General features: G+C 42.2%; 17 protein-coding genes and 1 tRNA gene. 6 read left to right on the top strand and 12 right to left on the bottom strand.

The window, feature by feature from the left end; all coding sequences use genetic code 11:
- The first annotated feature begins 28 nt into the window (after positions 1-28).
- Positions 29-886, top strand: a complete 858-nt coding sequence (locus CPC19_RS06395) for a MoxR family ATPase (RefSeq protein WP_016390175.1) — start codon at positions 29-31, stop codon at positions 884-886.
- An 8-nt stretch (positions 887-894) separates the two neighbouring features.
- Positions 895-2,076 (top strand): VWA domain-containing protein, encoded by a 1,182-nt coding sequence (locus CPC19_RS06390; protein ID WP_016390174.1) that lies wholly within the window; start codon positions 895-897, stop codon positions 2,074-2,076.
- A gap of 9 nt (positions 2,077-2,085) precedes the next feature.
- Here the strand turns inward: CPC19_RS06390 and CPC19_RS06385 are convergent, their stop codons facing one another.
- The 9 genes from CPC19_RS06385 to CPC19_RS06345 all read right to left on the bottom strand — a co-directional run bounded on the left by CPC19_RS06385 (position 2,086) and on the right by CPC19_RS06345 (position 12,937).
- The gene (locus CPC19_RS06385; RefSeq protein ID WP_016390173.1) at positions 2,086-2,703 is read right to left on the bottom strand and encodes a flavin reductase family protein; all 618 of its coding nucleotides are present in this window, start codon (positions 2,701-2,703) and stop codon (positions 2,086-2,088) included.
- Between the two features lie 280 nt (positions 2,704-2,983).
- Positions 2,984-3,892, bottom strand: a complete 909-nt coding sequence (locus CPC19_RS06380; RefSeq protein ID WP_016390172.1) for an SDR family NAD(P)-dependent oxidoreductase — start codon at positions 3,890-3,892, stop codon at positions 2,984-2,986.
- A gap of 36 nt (positions 3,893-3,928) precedes the next feature.
- Entirely contained in the window at positions 3,929-4,729 is an 801-nt protein-coding gene (locus tag CPC19_RS06375) for a crotonase/enoyl-CoA hydratase family protein (protein ID WP_015006052.1), read from the bottom strand.
- Positions 4,730-4,746: 17 nt separating this feature from the next.
- Positions 4,747-5,781, bottom strand: coding sequence for an acyl-CoA dehydrogenase family protein (locus CPC19_RS06370; RefSeq protein WP_015006053.1), 1,035 nt, complete (start codon positions 5,779-5,781; stop codon positions 4,747-4,749).
- The gene (locus tag CPC19_RS06365; protein ID WP_016390171.1) at positions 5,778-6,926 is read right to left on the bottom strand and encodes an acyl-CoA dehydrogenase family protein; all 1,149 of its coding nucleotides are present in this window, start codon (positions 6,924-6,926) and stop codon (positions 5,778-5,780) included. The genes CPC19_RS06370 and CPC19_RS06365 overlap by 4 nt, the downstream gene beginning before the upstream one ends.
- 75 nt (positions 6,927-7,001) lie before the next feature.
- Positions 7,002-8,174 (bottom strand): acyl-CoA dehydrogenase family protein, encoded by a 1,173-nt coding sequence (locus CPC19_RS06360; protein WP_016390170.1) that lies wholly within the window; start codon positions 8,172-8,174, stop codon positions 7,002-7,004.
- Positions 8,175-8,187: 13 nt separating this feature from the next.
- Positions 8,188-9,333, bottom strand: a complete 1,146-nt coding sequence (locus CPC19_RS06355; RefSeq protein WP_016390169.1) for a CaiB/BaiF CoA-transferase family protein — start codon at positions 9,331-9,333, stop codon at positions 8,188-8,190.
- Between the two features lie 249 nt (positions 9,334-9,582).
- A complete protein-coding gene (gene amt, locus CPC19_RS06350) occupies positions 9,583-12,621 on the bottom strand; it encodes an ammonium transporter (protein ID WP_016390168.1) in 3,039 nt (1,012 codons plus the stop codon).
- A gap of 226 nt (positions 12,622-12,847) precedes the next feature.
- Positions 12,848-12,937, bottom strand: a tRNA-Ser gene (locus CPC19_RS06345).
- Between the two features lie 198 nt (positions 12,938-13,135).
- Between CPC19_RS06345 and CPC19_RS06340 the strand changes: the two genes are divergently transcribed.
- Positions 13,136-13,807, top strand: a complete 672-nt coding sequence (locus tag CPC19_RS06340; protein ID WP_015006058.1) for a Bax inhibitor-1/YccA family protein — start codon at positions 13,136-13,138, stop codon at positions 13,805-13,807.
- A 59-nt stretch (positions 13,808-13,866) separates the two neighbouring features.
- Here the strand turns inward: CPC19_RS06340 and serS are convergent, their stop codons facing one another.
- Genes serS through crcB form a run of 3 tightly spaced genes read right to left on the bottom strand, consistent with a single transcriptional unit; the run spans position 13,867 to position 15,845 of the window.
- The gene (gene serS, locus CPC19_RS06335) at positions 13,867-15,144 is read right to left on the bottom strand and encodes a serine--tRNA ligase (protein ID WP_016390167.1); all 1,278 of its coding nucleotides are present in this window, start codon (positions 15,142-15,144) and stop codon (positions 13,867-13,869) included.
- A 24-nt stretch (positions 15,145-15,168) separates the two neighbouring features.
- A complete protein-coding gene (locus CPC19_RS06330) occupies positions 15,169-15,474 on the bottom strand; it encodes a DUF190 domain-containing protein (RefSeq protein ID WP_015006060.1) in 306 nt (101 codons plus the stop codon).
- Complete coding sequence (crcB, locus tag CPC19_RS06325; protein WP_015006061.1) at positions 15,471-15,845, bottom strand: fluoride efflux transporter CrcB; 375 nt, start codon at positions 15,843-15,845, stop codon at positions 15,471-15,473. The genes CPC19_RS06330 and crcB overlap by 4 nt, the downstream gene beginning before the upstream one ends.
- A gap of 389 nt (positions 15,846-16,234) precedes the next feature.
- Between crcB and CPC19_RS06320 the strand changes: the two genes are divergently transcribed.
- From CPC19_RS06320 to CPC19_RS06310, 3 genes are read left to right on the top strand one after another with little or no spacing between them, the layout of a single operon-like run.
- Positions 16,235-17,569 (top strand): TRZ/ATZ family hydrolase, encoded by a 1,335-nt coding sequence (locus CPC19_RS06320; protein WP_016390165.1) that lies wholly within the window; start codon positions 16,235-16,237, stop codon positions 17,567-17,569.
- Between the two features lie 9 nt (positions 17,570-17,578).
- Positions 17,579-18,289, top strand: a complete 711-nt coding sequence (ubiG, locus tag CPC19_RS06315; RefSeq protein ID WP_015006063.1) for a bifunctional 2-polyprenyl-6-hydroxyphenol methylase/3-demethylubiquinol 3-O-methyltransferase UbiG — start codon at positions 17,579-17,581, stop codon at positions 18,287-18,289.
- 6 nt (positions 18,290-18,295) lie between these two features.
- Positions 18,296-18,979 carry an HAD-IA family hydrolase gene (locus CPC19_RS06310; protein ID WP_015006064.1) on the top strand — a complete coding sequence of 228 codons (684 nt, stop codon included), beginning with the start codon at positions 18,296-18,298 and terminating at the stop codon, positions 18,977-18,979.
- Position 18,980: the final 1 nt, after the last annotated feature.

Below are 18,980 nucleotides of genomic sequence, written 5' to 3'. Positions count from 1 at the left end.
AGATTTTTCAGATTTAACACGTAATTTTATGAGCAACAAACAATTTGAAAGTACCAGTAACTACATTGCCACAGAAGAACTGAGTATGGCAGTTAACGCGGCTATCACACTGGAACGCCCTTTATTAATAAAAGGCGAGCCGGGTACCGGTAAAACGCAACTCGCTCTTGAAGTAGCTAAATCCTTAGATGCACCGTTAATTGAATGGCATATAAAATCCAGCACAAAAGCGCACCAAGGCTTGTATGAATACGATGCGGTCTCGCGTCTTCGCGATTCTCAATTAGGTGATGATCGTGTGCACGATATTAGCAATTACATTGTTAAAGGTAAGGTCTGGGAAGCGTTTGCCTCAGATAAGCGTGCGGTATTATTGATTGATGAAATTGATAAAGCGGATATTGAATTCCCAAATGACCTTTTGCAAGAACTCGATCGTATGGAATTCTTCGTGTACGAAACGCAAGAGCTTGTTAAGGCAAAAAATAGGCCTCTCATCATTATCACCAGCAATAATGAAAAAGAACTACCTGATGCCTTCCTAAGGCGTTGCTTCTTCCATTACATTCGTTTCCCCGAGCTAGAAACAATGCAACAAATTGTTAATGTTCACTTCCCTAATCTGAAAAAAGATCTACTGGCTGAAGCACTCGGTATATTTTTCGATGTACGAGAGATTGCTGGCTTAAAAAAGAAACCGTCTACCTCTGAGTTGCTCGACTGGATAAAGCTACTGTTATCTGAAGAACTAACCGCCGATACATTACGCGAGGCAAATACTAATAATATTCTGCCAAAGCTACACGGGGCACTATTAAAAAACGAGCAGGATGTCCACTTATTCGAACGCATCGCGTTTATTAACAGGCGTAAACAAGAGCAGTAATAGCTTATATGTTTATTTCTTTCTTTTTCAACCTGCGCAAGGCCGGTTTACCGGTCAGCATTACAGAACTGCTTAGTTTACTGAGCGCCCTTGATAAGCGGCTTGCCAGCTTTAACATTCAAGCTTTTTATTATTTATCGCGCACTGCTTTAGTAAAAGATGAGCGTTATTACGACCGTTTTGACCAAGTATTTGCCGAGACATTTGATGGGCTTGAGTACGACCACGCATTAGAAGGCGTCTTTAATCAAATTCCTGAAGAGTGGCTTCGCAAACAAGCCGAAAAACTACTCAGCGAAGAAGAAAAACAAAAAATCCAATCGCTGGGTGGCTGGGAAGAATTAATGGAAACGCTTAAAAAGCGTTTAGAAGAACAAAAAGAAGAACACCATGGCGGCAATAAGTGGATTGGAACCGGTGGTACATCACCTTTTGGTGCCTATGGCTACAACCCTGAAGGTGTACGTATAGGGCAAGATGAGTCTCGCCATCGTCGAGCCAGCAAAGTATGGGATAAACGAGAATTTAAAAATTTAGATGATAGTGTTGAACTAAACACTAGAAACTTAAAAGTAGCCTTACGAAAACTTAGAAAGTTTGCCCGCCAAGGCTCTGCTGAAGAGTTGGATCTAGACGACACCATTCGTTCTACTGCATCCAATGCCGGTTATTTAGACATTAAAATGGTGCCTGAACGCCACAACGCCATTAAAGTGTTATTACTATTAGATATTGGCGGCTCAATGGATGACCATATTCGTATTTGCGAAGAGCTTTTTTCTGCCAGCAAAGCTGAATTCAAGCATTTAGAGTATTATTATTTCCATAATTTCACCTATGAATACCTTTGGAAAGATAATACACGCCGATTTGATGAGGCCACCCCTACCGCTGAGGTGATTAACCGCTACCCCAGTGACTACAAGCTTATTTTTGTTGGCGATGCCAGTATGAGCCCGTATGAAATTACCTACCCTGGCGGCAGTGTAGAACATTGGAACGAAGAAGCGGGCGCCGTTTGGTTCCAGCGACTGTTAAGCGCTTTCCCTAGCAATGCTTGGCTTAACCCAGATGCCGAACAAAACTGGGATAGACGTCAATCTAACCGCCTCATTCGGCAGCTAAACGCCGATAAGATGTTCCCCTTAACGATTGGTGGCCTAGATAGCGCGATCAAATCGTTACTTTAATAATAAAGCCTATTTATCCGCCTTATAAACCGGTTGCTTCATCTCAAAAAGATTATCGACATGGCAGTAACTATGCCCACCTAAACGCCCCACCACATCAAGCCCTTTCATATCAACGTAACGGCCATCATAGAGCTCATCGTTAATATGGCAATAAACCACCTCTGCGATCACTAATCCACATTCTCGTCGTGTTCCTTCGTTAATCGGCACCACTTGCTTTAAACGGCATTCAAGGCTAACCGGAGACTCAGCAACACACGGCGGCGTTATCAACTCAGAAGGCATGGTGGTGAGACCGGCCAGTTCAAACTCATTCACTTCTGTTGGGTATTCAGCGGCTGTTTTATTCATCGCTTCGGCAATATCGCTATTCACAAGGTTTACAACAAATTCACCCGTTTCTTCAATATTCACCAAGCTATCTTTTGGCTTTTCGCCCGCAAAACGTGCAATCGATACGCTAATAGTCGGCGGCACATAACAAACACCATTAAAAAATGAAAAGGGCGCCAAGTTTAAAATACCCTCTTTAGATTGTGATGATATAAAGGCAATTGGCCTAGGGGCCACCACTGCTTTTAAAATATTGAAAAATTTATCATGCGTCTTTGGGTCAATTTTCATCTTAAATCCTTCGTTTAACTTTTCATCTTAATAATTCTAGCATCAACTAATTTGCCAATCTGCTGAATAACTTGTCAGCTGCAATACTGTTAATCACTGAAAGATTGCACCCTGTTCAATCTTTTCAGTATTAATACAGCCTTTGCTTAAATTTCCAAGTAATTCTAGTTATGGCTTTAAATCCCCCCATTAAAAAACGCTTGTATAAGCAAATAGTTAGCATAAGCGTTTTGATTAATGGGGTTGCTGTCAGTTCATTAACGTCAAAGCCGTGTTTTCTTTATACCGGATCCCAAGAAAACACATCAGGCGAACGCTCTAGAGGGTAGAAACTACTTTTCAATGCAGGAATTGCATGCTCTGAAATGGTTTGTGGCGTCCAACCTTCTGATCGATGAGTAGAGCGTAATGGTCTGGACTGTCCCATCAAGAAAACTTCATTATTACGCACCGCAAAAATCTGCCCAGACACTTCACTGGCCTCATCACTGGCTAAGTAAACAGCCATTGGAGCCACCTTATCGGGTGTCATTTCTTTTAATTTATCAACTCGGGCTTGTTGTTCTGGTGTATCAACAGGGATCGCTCCAATCATTCGGCTCCAAGCAAAGGGGGAAATACAATTAGAACGCACGTTATAACGCTGCATGTCTAATGCAATACTTTTAGATAACGCAGCAATACCAGCTTTTGCGGCAGAATAATTTGCTTGACCAAAATTACCGATTAAACCGGATGTTGATGTCATAAATACAAAACTACCGCTTTCCTGTTGTTTGAAATGTTTCGCAGCAAAATGAGCCGTATTAAAACTACCATTCAAATGAACATTAATCACCGCGTTCCATTCTTCAGGTGACATTTTATGAAAAATTCTATCGCGCAAGATACCGGCATTATTAACAACGGTGTCAATCCGACCAAAGTTATCGATAGCCGCTTGGATCATAGCCTCTGCACCATCAAGCTCTGCAACATTATCACCATTAATTACCGCCTCACCACCCGCAGCACGGATAGTTGAAACGACTTCCTCTGCTGGGCTTTCGCTAGTTTCTTCTCCACCAACGCCGGCACCTAAGTCATTAACAACCACTTTTGCGCCTTCTTGCGCCATCATTATCGCCATTGCTCGGCCAATACCTCGACCTGCTCCAGTAATTAGTACTACCTTATCTTTCATTATCATTTTATTGTCTCCAATTTTGTTGTTTTCTAACCTAGCTTATCGGCCTTTAAATTCACCCTGGCGTTTATCAAATATTGCATTCATTGCCTCTCGGTGGTCATCGGTACGATGCGATACCGCTTGCATAACGGCAGCCGTTTGTAAGTGCGTATCCAAATCGGTTTGTTGCCCCTCGCGTATTAACTGCTTGGTCATCCGAACCGAAACAGGTGGATTAACCGCAATTCGTTTCGCCAGCGCCATTGCTTCATCGATCAACTTATCATCTGCGACGACTTTTGAAACAAGTCCAAATTTCAACGCTTCTTGGGCATCAATCGGGTCACCTGTAAAAGCCATTTCAGAGGCTTTTGCCAAACCAACAGCTCGTGGTAATAACCACGAACCACCATCACCTGGAATAATGCCTAATTTAACAAAGCTTTCAGCAAACCGAGCACTTTCAGCAGCAATTCGCATATCGCACATACAGGTAAGGTCGCAACCCGCACCAATAGCTGGCCCATTAACCGCCGCTATAATAGGAACATCTAACGCTTGAAATGCACGTGGTATTCGCTGAATACCTTCGCGGTACCACGTGGCTAACTCGTGGGGCGTTTTATCTGATTCGGTCATTTCGGCACGAATCTTTTTAACATTACCACCTGATGAAAAGGCAGGCCCGTTACCCGTTAAAATGATCACCCTTATTTGGCTGTCTTTTTGTGCTTGTTCGGCCAATGATACTAAGTCATCAATCATTTTATTGTCTGTTATCGCATTACGTGTATCAACACGGTTCATACGCCAAACAGCAATGCCATCTGTTACTTCAGTTATTACTTCTGTTATCACTATTGTTTCCTTAATTGTTAACCTGTTTGCGTTGTTAACCAACTCCATAAACTATCAGTATCAAGCGCGAAGCACTGCTGACCTAATTTTGCAGACCAATAGGCCTCATTGCCATACTCATCACGCCAAGACCATAGTCGACGTGTACTCAGTTGTAATGGGTATTCTTGCGTAAATCCAATCGCGGCATGTACTGCATGAGAAGTTTTTGCTGCATAACCGGCGGCTTCTCCCGCCGTGATTTTTGCACAAGCAATCAACTCCCATTCTTGTTCTGTGTTTAAGTGATCTATAGCGGCATCAACAGCGCAAATAGCGGCACTGGTCATTTCAGCTAAAACGGCCATTTGTTGCTGAACTGCTTGAAATTTACCAATAGGCCGGCCAAATTGTGATCGCTCATTAGCAAAATCAACGGTCATTTCTAATACCCGTTGCAACGTACCTGTTATTTGGGCCGCGCGACAAAGTGCAAACCATGATTCAAGCTGTTTGAGACTCATCGCCTGTACATCGCTCGCATTATCCAGCAAGCTAGCTTTAAAGGTCACATCATCACGTGGCTCACCAGCCATATTCTGACCAGCATTAATCGTTATATCCTGAGCTTTAACAAGGCTCAACTGTGTTTTATTATTCTGAGTAAAAATAACCACTATCGATGCTGCATGACGCGCCCAAGGGATTCCATATAAATGGATATCAGGCTGCTCGTTGAACGGTGCATCAAGTATCACAGGGATAATCAATTCATCGCTAAATTCTGCGCCTGACTTAAGCGATAAATAAACGCCCATTAACGCTTCAGCAACCGGCAACGACACGTTGTAGTACCCAGCTAACCTCATTAATACACACCCAGCTTCAAGGCCAAGGCCCGCACCACCATCCTCTTCAGATAACAACGTTGTTAACCAACCATCTGCCAAGAAATCTGCCCAAAGTACTTCTGGAAACTGTCCTGTTTCCATTAACTCATGACCGTTAGTTGTTGAAAAGTCGTCAAAAAGACGGGTTGCTGACTCTTCAATTAATTGAGCAACTTCGTTCATCGTAACCCCAAACCTCTGGCAATAATGCCACGTAAAATTTCACGCGTACCACCACGTAATGAAAAAGATGGCGCTTTTAGTATTGATTCAGATAATAAGCGCGCAACGCCGCCGTTTGCAGTTGGGCGCGCTTCGGTTGCTAAAATCAATCGCATGGCTTCAGGAAGCTCTTGTTCGAACGAGGTCCCTAAATCTTTAACTACCGATGCTTCGTTAACCGGTAATTTGCCTTCTTGTAGTTGATTCGCGACCGATAAAGACATTTGGCGTAACACCATTAAGCGCGCTACAAATTGACCAATAACGGGTTCTGCTTGGTGCGTTAGATTCGCATCACGTAGTTCTTTAATCGCCGCTTCAAGTAGTTGATAACTGCTTAAAAAACGTTCTGGCCCGCTTCGCTCAAATGCTAGCTCGGCCACTACTTGACTCCATCCTTCGTTGACCTTACCTACCAGTCGATTATCTGGCACAAATACATCATCAAAGAAAATTTCATTAAAATGCGCCTCTCCGGCCAACGTAACAATGGGCCGAACCGTAATACCTTCATGCTTCAGGTCAACAATTAGTTGACTCATACCATGGTGGCGATCATCCGATACTGGCGCCGTTCTACATAACGTGATCATTTGGTGACAAACATGCGCCCAACTGGTCCAAATTTTGGAACCATTGATAAGCCAACCGCCCTCTACTTTCTGTGCACGAGTTTTAATCGACGCCAGATCCGAGCCGCTATTAGGCTCACTCATTCCAATGGCAAAAAAGCACTCCCCTTTTACAATTTTAGGCAAAAAGTGTTGTCGTTGCTCTTCGGTACCAAAACGCAATAAAAGTGGCCCGCTTTGACGATCTGCCACCCAATGGGCACCAACTGGTGCGCCCGCTGCGAGTAGTTCTTCAATAACTACATACCGCTCAAGATAACTGCGACCGCCACCACCGTATTCAGTGGGCCAGGTCATACCCAACCATCCTTTTGCAGCTAGGGCGCGACTAAGTTCGGGGTCACAAATAGACCATGAATCAATGATATTTGAAACATTAAAAGCACCATAGTTTTTTAAAAAAGAACGAACTTCATTCCTTAAAGCTGCTTCCTTTTCACCCGTTAAAAGGGGTTTAAAATTTAATTTTTTCATATGCTATAGACAGGGCTTAGGCTCTATAAATATTTTGGTTCAAAGGCTGAAACCCTATAGACTTGCTGTCTATTTTTAGTAAGATTTAGGCATGCCCAGTACATGTTGGCCAATGTAGCTTAAAATCATATTGGTTGAAATAGGTGCTATTAGATACAAACGCGCTTCACGCCACTTTCTTTCAATATCGTATTCTTTAGCAAAAGCAAAACCACCGTGAGTTTGCATACATGCCTCTCCGGCGTTCCAAGCAGCCTCAGCACATAGCATTTTTGCCATATTAGCCTCGGCTCCACAGGGTTCGCCCGCTTCAAACAGTGCTGCTGCTTTTCTTGCCATTAACTCAGCGGCCTCAATTTCAGCATAGGCTCTAGCTATGGGAAACTGAACACCTTGGTTTTTACCAATTGGCCCACCAAATATTTTGCGTTCGCTGGCATAGTTTTTGGCTCGTTCAATAAAAAATCGTGCATCACCTATACTTTCTCCGGCTATGATCACTCGCTCAGCATTCATACCACTCATGACATACCGAAAACCCTTACCTTCCTCACCAATCAGTGAATCAGCAGGAATTTCCATATTATCGAAAAAAACTTCCGTTGTATTATGGTTAATCATGGCGTCAATCGCACGAATTTCCATGCCATTACCAACAACATCACGCATATCGACTAAGAAAATAGACATCCCATCAGTAGGTTTTGACACCTCTTCTAAAGGCGTAGTTCTGGCGAGTAATAACATCAAATCTGATTGAAAGGCACGGCTAGTCCATACTTTTTGGCCATTAACGATATATTTATCGCCTTTCTTTACCGCTTTCGTTCTGAGTTTTGTCGTATCAGACCCTGATGTAGGTTCTGTTACACCAAATGCTTGAAGTCTTAATTCACCTGTTGCAATTTTTGGTAAATACTTTTGCTTTTGTTCTTCGCTACCATGCCTTAAAACCGCGCCCATAATATACATTTGAGCATGACAAGCCGAGGCTGAGCCACCCGATGCATGAATCGTCTCCATAATGACAGCCGCTGCGCGCAATGGTAGCCCAACACCGCCGTATTCCTCAGGAATCAAAGCTGATAAAAAGCCCGATTCGGTCAAGGCATTAACAAATTCTTCAGGGTATGCACTGTCGGCATCTAGTTTTCGCCAATATTCGCCCGGAAAGTCAGCGCAAATCTTACTAACGGCATCACGAATATCAGCGTAGTCATTGCCTAATGGAATGGAAATCTCTTTCATGTATCTTTCTCCGTTAATTTTTATAGGTGTCGTTATCAGCACCTAAGGCAGGCGCTTCATTTTGTAGTGGTGGCCGCTGGCCGTTAAACTTCATTGGCAGACCCACTAGCTTCATTGCATGTTCAACTGATTCTTGAACAATGCCTAATGATTGCGTTTGCGGGTCGTTTAATACCTCATCAACCAATTGAATTGGCGAATTAGGAATGCCTACATCATCTAATTTTTTCTGCCAATGAGAACGAGGTTCTTTTATTAAAATCTCTGTCATTCGACGATTCAATTCAACCTTATTCTCAAAGCGTTTAGGATTGGTTTCAAAATGCGCTTCATCCGCCCAAGCCGGGTTCCCCATAACACCTTTCAACAAATCAAATAATTTATTATTTGGCGCAGCTACCACAAGATAACCATCTGAACACTCATAGGCTTGATAAGGCGAAATACCTTGCACGCCAGAACCTTGCGGTGTTGGCAGGTTTCCTGTCGCGTGATACCCAGCCATGTGATAAGTCATCCAACTTAGTGCTGTTTCGTACAAAGCCGTATCAACGACACAACCTTCCCCCGTTTTTTGGCGGTTAAACAAGGCAGAAATAATAGCAATAGAACACCACATACCTGTTCCCATATCGATGGCTGATGTCCCTATTCGTACAGGGGGACGGCCTTCTTCACCATTTAAGCTCATTAAGCCGCTATATGCTTGCATTAATGGGTCGTAACCCGGTTTATCAGCCATTGGCCCAGTTTCACCAAATGCCCAAATATTACAATATACAAGCTTAGGGTTTTCCTTGCGCATTTCTTCAGCTCCAAGCCCAAGGCTAGTCACTTTACCCGGACGCATGTTTTGCAACACAACATCCGCCTTAGTGACTATTTCATTTCGAAGCCAAGCTTTATCTGCAGGGTCTTTCAAATCTACAGTGACTGATTTCTTATCCCTATTCAATGCTTGAAACATTGCAGAGGTACCATTCCAAAATGGAGGCCCCCAATGACGACAATCATCACCACGACCTTCTGGTTCAACTTTAATCACTTCTGCCCCTAAAGCGGCTAAAATCCATGTACCAAAGGGAGCGGCTACGCTAGTCCCAATTTCATATACGCGAACTCCACTTAATGGCAGTTCGATTTCTTGCTTATCCGACATTTTGTTCCTAGTGTGTATTGAAAAACCATAGTGTATGGTTGAAAAAAACGAGGCATAAAGCCTCGTTGGTAAATAGCACTGAACGCCATCTAACGCTTGTTATAATACAATAACTTTGTATATTATAAAAACAAATAATTGACTCAACATTAATGTCAAAACGTTAAGCCTCGACCTAAATGGTTAAACACCTATGTGACACTTCTTTGAAACAAAATATTTCGAGTCATTACTACTGTTAACCAGCCATTAAGGCCTTTTTAAAAGGACCTCAACATCACTAGCAGGAAGTGGCCTACTGTATAGGTAGCCCTGATAAATATCACAGCCTTGCTGTTGTATAAATTCTAACTGCTCTAGCGATTCAACACCTTCAGCCACTATTTTAAGCCCTAAACTTTTAGCAAGTGAAATAATCGCCATACAAATAGCGGCATCATCAGGGTTATAAGCGCACTCATTAATAAATGAACGGTCAATTTTCAATACATCAATTGGAAATTTCTTCAAATAACTTAACGATGAATACCCCGTACCAAAGTCATCCACAGATAATTTAATACCCAACTTTTTTAACTCGGTCATCGTTGCAATACTACTATCAGTATCGCCAGTTAAAGCATTTTCGGTTATCTCCACCTCTAATAGGCTTGGGTTAAGTTGATACTGATGCGCCAACGCTTTTATAAATAACGACAGTGACTCATCATGTAAATGAAAACCTGAAATATTGACAGCGACCGGCAATAACTCATAACCTGCCTTACGCCATTCAACTAACTGACGTGCAACTTCGGTTAGCACCCACTCACCAACATCAACAATCAAACCAGATGATTCAACAACCGGAATAAAATCTCCTGGGGGAATCAAGCCAAACTCTGGGTGCAACCAACGTAATAACACTTCAAAACCTACAACTTCGTTCGTTAAACACGATACTTTAGGTTGGTAATTTAATAGTAATTGATTTTGAGAAATAGCATCAGGAAGGTCAGCTTCAATTTGAATTCGTTTGCGTACAAACAGCCCCATTTCCTCGGTATAAAAACAAAAATTGTCCCTACCCAATTTTTTTGCCTGATACATGGCAACATCAGCGCACTGTAGTAAACGATCCGCTGATCGTTCACCATCAACCGAAAAAGCGACCCCAATGCTTGTTAACACATTTAGCGTATGCCCAGGCAGTTCAACCGTTTCACGCATTACATGAAGAATTTCTGTTGCTTTACTATTAATAGCTTCCTCATCCAAGGCACCACTTATCGCCACAACAAACTCATCGCCACCCCAACGACCCACCAAGTCATTACCACGTACTACTCCACTGAGTCTCTTACCCACCTCACAAAGCAATTGATCGCCTACCTTATGGCCAAAAACATCATTGACTTTTTTAAAGCGGTCTAAATCTAAAAACATTAACGCCACCACTCCAGCATGAGATTTATGGTAATTAATTCGTCTTTCAAGCTCACGAATAAAGGCGGCTCTATTATATAAACCAGTTAGCGAATCATTAAACGCTAAGGTTTCTAAACGTTTTTGTAACTTAGTTTGTTCGCTCAAATCGCGAATATGTAGCGTATACTCCAATGGTTCACTCGCTATGCTAACCGTTCGAGTCACTACTACTTCGGCAGGAAAAGACTCTCCGTCATAACGTTGTAATTCTGTCATATTCCTACGCTCCAGAACCCACCCACTGGTTAGCAAAAAGCCCTCGTCTAAACTCGCTGAATTTAACTCCTGAACCCGGTCTCTTGTAAACAGCTTAAAAAAGCTACGGTTAATAATCGCACCCGCTGTTTGACCAAAGCAACGCTCTGCCGCAGGATTAAAGCTTTGAATCCTGCCTTTCGAATCAATGCCAATAATGCAATCCATTGCTGCATCTAAAATAGCACCCTTTCTACGTTCACTTTGTTTAAATGCTAAGAAGGCCTCATCTCGCTGTTTAATTTCTTCGTTAACCTGGTCAATAACGTGATTATATTTTTCGGCTATTTGCCCCACCTCGGTATAGGGCTCAACGGCTACTTGAGTTGAAAAATCTGCTTTTTCCTGCTGTTTATGCATGGCGCTTAGCAAGTCAAAAACTTCGGTGCTTATATTATGTTCAGCAACATTTAGGCCTCTTAACTCATCTTGCTCACTGACTCTTAACGAGTAAACCTTGTTAACCAAACTAAATACTACATATGCAAGGCCAAAACTATAAAAACCAACACTGACGACCCCAATTAATTGGGTCCCTAATTGTTCCCACACTGAAAGATCATTTTGAAGTTTAGCCGGCAGCGCAAAAAAAGGTAACGCGATTGTTCCCCAAACCCCAGCAAATAAATGAACAGGCACTACGCCAATAGCATCATCGATTTTCTTATCGGCCAGGTACTTCTCACCAAAAAAAACAACTGAGCCGGCAACGGCGCCAATCATGACAGCCCCTCCTGTGCTCACAATATGACAACTGGCGGTAATAGACACTAAACCACCTAGAACACCATTAATTATTTGATCAACCTCAATATAATGTTCTGCACGAAGCTTTAACATCGTCGCAACCACCCCACCGGCCAAAGCAGCAAGGCATGTATTTAATAAAATAAGTGGAACTGAGTTATTCCAAGCTAATGTACTGCCGCCATTAAAACCAAACCAGCCCAGCCAAATTAATAAACAACCCAATATAGCTGTTGGGATACTACTACCTGGAATAGCGCTAGCACTGCCGGTAAATCGCCCTATACGAGGCCCAATAACTAATACTGCCGCCAGTGCTACCCAACCACCTACAGAATGCACAACGGTTGAACCCGCAAAATCAACGAAGCCAATTTTTTCAAGCCAGCCTATCGGCTCACCCGTAATGATTCCTGCCCAAGCCCAATGACCAACAAAAGGGTAAATAAACAGTGCTATTGTCACCGTTACTACCATATACCCCATAAAACTCATGCGCTCAGCGACGGCGCCAGAAACTAACGTCGCAGCCGTGCCACAAAACATCATTTGGAATAAGAATATTGCGATGAGTTTTGTATCTGCTGGTTCAGCGAATGCAAAATCAGACCATCCAAACAAGCCCCATTGACTATCTCCAAACATTAAACCGAATCCAAACAACCAGTACAGACTACTCGACACGATAAAGTCACTAATATTCTTGGCCGCGACATTAATGCTGTTTTTACTTCTAACAAGCCCGCTTTCTAAACACAAAAAGCCCGCTTGCATAACAAACACCAAAATGGTCGATACTATTACCCAGACAATATCCAAACTCTAAATCTCCTTTATGTTTACCTCTTGCGCGCGGCCAAAGGATGTTCGATTTAATAGTATCAGAACCTCTATGTGCTTTGTAGTCGGCCACAACGATGATTTTAGTTTTGTAGATAGGCTTTTTTAGTAGAAAAAAACAAACTGACTGTCCGTATTTCTAATGGTTTACTTTTTGTTAAGGCATAAAAAAAGCCCTACGTATCAGATACATAGGGCTATTGAATGGCGGAGAGACAGGGATTCGAACCCTGGAAGGGTTTGACCCCTTGCCGGTTTTCAAGACCGGTGCATTCAACCGCTCTGCCATCTCTCCAGTTTTAAGCGATTATATTGAGAGCAATCATTAAATGTTTTGCTTTCAAGCCGCGCATATTACTTAAGTCTGAGGATTTTTTCCAGCGGAATTGTTAAAAGACTTGAAGTATTTTATTGAATACGTAAGATTGAACCTTCTATGCGGTACAGAGTCATATCTGTTGAGCATTTTTTAATTATCAATGAGGTATTTTAAGTGAACCAATTTAATCAATCTATTTCTCGTAGTGAAGAGAGTATTTTAGCTACCAATAAGGTGTTAAAAAACACCTATATGCTACTTGCCATGACATTACTCTTTAGTGCAGGTACTGCTGCATTATCAATGAGCTTAAACCTTCCACACCCTGGGTTGATCATTACATTAGTCGGCTACTTTGGCTTACTATGGCTAACAACAAAATTTAGAAATAGCTCTATGGGTATTGTTTGCGTATTTGCTTTAACCGGCTTTATGGGAATAACACTCGGTCCTATCCTTAATATGTATATCAGTGCCTTTTCAAACGGTCATGAGCTGATCATGACATCGTTAGGCGGCACAGGTGTTATTTTTCTAGGCTTATCTAGCTACGCACTAACCACTAAAAAAGACTTTAGCTTTATTTCTGGTTTTTTAATGGTGGGTATTTTAGTGGCTTTCTTAGCAGGCATTGGCGCTATGATCTTTAACATCCCTGCTTTATCTTTGGGTGTTTCTGCTATGTTTATTATGTTGATGTCCGGCATGATTCTTTATCAAACTAGCGAAATTATTCATGGTGGTGAAACCAACTATATTATGGCAACCGTGTCGCTATACATTAGTTTATTCAACTTATTCACTAGCCTTTTACACATACTCGGTGCAGTAAGTGGTCGTGAGTAGTCTTTAGCTTTACCCATAAAAAAAGCCCCTTTTAGGGGCTTTTTTTATGCTTCGATTATTTACAACGTAATCGAGGTGACTTTTCCCATATAAGGTTGTAAAGCATCAGGGACTTTAATGGACCCATCGGCTTGCTGATAATTCTCCATCACGGCAATTAACGTCCGACCTACCGCTAAACCCGAACCATTAATCGTATGCACTAACTCTGGTTTACCTGTTTCTGGGTTACGCCAGCGCGCTTTTAACCGGCGTGCTTGAAAATCATTAAAATTACTACACGATGAAATTTCGCGATACGCCTCTTGACCAGGTAACCAAACCTCAAGATCATAGGTTTTTGTTGCCGAAAAGCCAGTATCACCTGAGCACAACAACATGAGGCGGTAAGGCAAGTTCAACGCTTGCAAAATACTCTCTGCATGTTGAGTTAACTGTTCATGAGCCTGTTCAGAATCAGACGCCTTGACCACTTGAACCAACTCAACTTTTTCAAACTGATGTTGGCGAATCATGCCTCTTACATCCCTACCATAGGCGCCTGCCTCACTTCTAAAACAAGGCGTATGGGCAACAAACTTTAGCGGCATTTGGTCGGCAGCGACAATCTCATCACGCACTAAATTCGTAACAGGCACTTCTGCCGTTGGAATTAAATAATACGGCGAGTCGTCTGAAATTTTAAATAAATCTTCTTCAAACTTAGGTAACTGCCCCGTTCCTAACAAACTGTCTTTATTAACAAGGTATGGCACATAAGTTTCTTTATACCCATGCTGATCGACATGCATATCTAACATAAACTGCGTCAATGCACGTTGAAGCCTAGCTAATGGACCCGATAGGGTAACAAAACGTGAACCCGCTATTTTTGCACCGGCTTCAAAATCTATTCCCGCCAATGATTGACCCAAATCCACATGGTCTTTAACGTCAAAATCGTACTGCGGTATCACGCCCCATTTACGAAGCTCAACGTTATTCTCTTCATCTTTACCGAGTGGTACATCATCAGCAAGAATATTGGGTAATGAGAGCTGAATAGCCTGCAATTTAGATTGGATTCCCTGTAATTCCGTTTCAGCGGCTTTTAACTCATCACCTAATTGAGAAACACTGTCTAATAAAGGCTGAATATCTTCGCCTTTGGCTTTCGCCATGCCTATCGACTTGGAGCGTTTATTACGTTCGTTTTGTAAGTTTTGAGTTTTCACTTGAATATCTTTACGCTGTGTTTCAAGCGCATTAAATACCTCTAGATCCAAATCAGCACCATGACGTTGCATGGCTGTTTTCACTTCTTCAGGGTTGTTTCTTAAAAGCTGTGGGTCAAGCATGTAGCTTTCCTTTTTAAATTTAGTTTAGTGGTGGTGTTCAGCTAACCAACTAAGGGTTTGACTGACATTGAAGTTTTCTTTTACATGTTTAATTGCCATCAACACTTTTTCTGATTGATCAAAAAATTCAATGGTAACAGGCAAATCAAACGACAAATCAATTAACGACGAGTCATGCATCTTTCCCGATAAGCCATAGCCCTCAACGCCTCTATAAGCCGTTGCGCCAGAGATGCTTTCATGATCATGAAGGTATTGCATAATTTTATTAAGCTGATGATCCGCTTCGGTTAAATAAATTCGAGCGATTCTGACTGATTCTGTTTTCATAATTGCCTCGCGATTAGCAGGCCAACCCAAGCAGCTAGCACGCATAAAATGACGCTGGCTAAAACATTAACAATGGCCTTTATTACATAACCTTGCTCAATTAAATTAATGGTCTCTATTGAGAAGGTAGAAAATGTTGTAAACGCACCCAAAAAGCCAACCAATAACACTGCTCTTACTTCAGGTGAAACCGACAAACGCTGCAAAAATAGTTCGTACAACAACCCCATTAATAACGAACCAATAACATTAACAACCAAGGTTCCGTAAGGGAACCCACGGCCAAGCCAGCTATATATGCCCGTCGATACAATAAAGCGCATCACTGCGCCAACTGATCCACCTGCTGCTATTGCCAGAAGTTGAGCCATTAAATTTACCATTAATGCTAATTAATTAAAGCCTTCATTTTACTGTCATCTGGCGCTTCAAGCACCTTTTTTTCGGTCACAATCGTTAATATTTGGCTCAACTCATGACACGTTATCAATTGTTAGCACCCTGTCTTCACTAATGCCTCGCCAAAAACCCAGCTTTTAATACAAAAATCGCCGCTGAACCAAAAAGCTACTATCCGGCGCTAACAACACTTTTGAGCCTACTTTTTTATCAAATGGCTAGGGCTTGCGTACTGTTTAGATCTGGCTATACTTTATTGTCACGTCATGACTGCTGGCCCTATTTAACACTTACTATTATCGCGTCATCTAGCGGAGCGAATGGCGCCCTATATTAACGTTTCTGGTTTCATCACTTAATTATGCAAGTAAGTCTTCAAATTAATGCCCGCTGGGTTATCACCGTAGATGCTGACGATAACGTTTTAGAAAATCACGCTGTTATCATTCAAGACGATATTATTATTGATGTTTTACCTCAACAAGATGCGAAGAAATACAGCCCCGTTGAACTAATAGAATGTAACGATCACGCCTTAGCACCCGGTTTTATAAATGCGCACACCCATGCGGCTATGAGCCTCTTAAAGGGCCTTGCTGATGATTTACCGCTAGACGAATGGCTAAACGACCACATCTGGCCTGCTGAAACAGCTTTAGCCGATAGTGATTTTGTCAAAGATGGTACTGAGCTTGCCATTGCAGAAATGATTAGGGGCGGCACAACCTGTTTTAATGACATGTACTTCTTTATCGACCAGACTGCAACTGCCGTCTCGAACACGGGTATAAGAGCCTGCCTTGGTATTCCGGTTATAGATTTCCCAACGCGTTGGGCTAAAGATTTAAATGAATATATCAGTAAAGGCCTTGCAGTTCATGATCACTTCCGTAGCAATGAACTCATTCATTTTACCTTTGCCCCGCACGCCCCTTATACCGTTTGTGATGATTCTTTAAAAACCATTCAACCCATCATGGATGAACTGGGCTTGGCGATGCATATTCATTTACACGAAACAGAAGATGAAGTCGAACAGTCAATTGCCAAACATGGTGTAAGCCCTATCGCACGATTAAACAATCTTGGCCTATTAAACCCCGACTTAATGGCCATACATATGACCCACCTAAGCGCCACCGATATTCAGTTAATCGCCGAACACCGCGTTAATGTTATACATTGCCCCGAATCAAACTTAAAACTTGCCAGTGGTTTTTGCCCTGTTAATGAATTAATCACGTCAAATATTAATATTGCTATTGGAACAGACGGTTCGGCTAGCAACAATGATATTGATATGTTGGGTGAAACCAAAACGGCTGCGCTGTTAACCAAAGGCCGCACTAAACAAGCAGATGCATTACCCGCAAAAACTGCTTTGCGTATGGCTACCATAAACGGCGCGAAGGCCCTACGGTTAGATAAAAAAATAGGCTCCCTTGAAATTGGAAAACAAGCCGATATGTTCGCAATAAATCTTAATAGCATTGAAACTCAACCTATTTATGATGTCATTTCTACACTGATTTATTCTGCAAACCGCTCTCAAATTACTGATGTATGGGTAGCTGGCCAACGTTTAATGCAAGATCAGCAATTAACCACCCTGGATGAAGCCCAGCTAATTGAAAAAGTAAAACACTGGCAAAGAAAAATTAACCCGTTTCATCATCAACCCAATAAAGCGGTGTAAAATAATCAAATGACGCAGACTAAAGACAATGTAAACCCAAGTGAAATCGAAAAATTTAGCGCTATGGCTTCCCAGTGGTGGGACACCGAGGGCAACTTTAAAACACTGCATCAAATTAACCCGTTGCGTCTTAACTTAGTTGATAAAACAGTTTCGTTGTCCGGCAAAGATGTTTTAGATGTTGGCTGTGGCGGCGGTATTTTATCTGAATCAATGGCGCTTAAAGGCGCTAATGTAACGGGTATTGATTTAGGCAAAGAACTGCTAGACGTTGCTGACCTTCATAGTTTAGACAGCGGTGTTTCCGTCAATTACCAGCACATCAGTGTTGAAGCATTGGCCAGCCAAAAACCGGAGCAATTTGACTGTGTTACCTGCATGGAAATGCTCGAACATGTTCCTGACCCGGTAGCAATTATTAACGCGTGTTCAACACTCGTTAAACCGGGCGGCTACGTTTTCCTATCCACCCTAAATAGAAACCCAAAGGCCTACCTATTATCCATTATCGGTGCCGAATACATCCTCGGCATGATGCCCAAAGGCACACATGATTATGCCAGCTTCATAAAACCTTCCGAACTAGCCTTATGGGCACGACAAGCAGGTTTAACACTGGAAGATAGCCGAGGTATTGAATACAACCCTTTTAACAAGTCCTTCTCTATGTCCGATGACATCAGTGTGAATTACATTTGCGTCTTTAAAAAGACGGTCTAAACCATTATGTCCATTGCAATGCATGATTGGCAAGTCGATGCGGTTTTATTTGACCTTGATGGCACCTTAGTCGATACCGCGCCAGACCTTGCCGCCGCATTAAATGTCGCCTTAGTACAAAACAATCAGCCAGCGTTACCTTATGAAACGATACGGCCTATCGTCTCAAACGGTGCTAATGGTTTAATAGAGCTCGGCTTTGGGTCTGCCCTATCCAGTGACCAGCATGAAAAAATTAAAGCATCCTTACTTGGCCATTACCAACAAAACATTGCTAATGAATCAACACTATTTGATGGATTTGAAGACAGCTTACTGTTTCTTGAAAAACATCAAATCCCTTGGGGTATTGTGACGAATAAACCAGCCTATTTAACACTGCCCCTCTTAGAGAAATTAGCGCTAATTAATAGAGCCAGTTGTATCGTTTGCGCTGATCAGGTCAACCACCCAAAACCACACCCCGAATCTATTTTATTAGCCTGTAAACAGCTGGATGTTTTACCCATGAACGCACTCTATCTTGGTGATGCAGAACGTGATATTCGTGCAGGTCGATTAGCTGGCCTAAAAACAATAGCCTGTACCTTCGGTTACATTCCAGACAGTATTGACTTTAATGACTGGCAAGCTGATAGATATATTGATAAACCCGCCGATTTATTAACATCTCTACAACCCTTACTCTAAG

The organism is Cycloclasticus sp. PY97N (assembly GCF_002443175.1).
GTDB lineage: Bacteria > Pseudomonadota > Gammaproteobacteria > Methylococcales > Cycloclasticaceae > Cycloclasticus > Cycloclasticus pugetii.
This window is presented reverse-complemented; position numbering and strand designations above follow the sequence as displayed.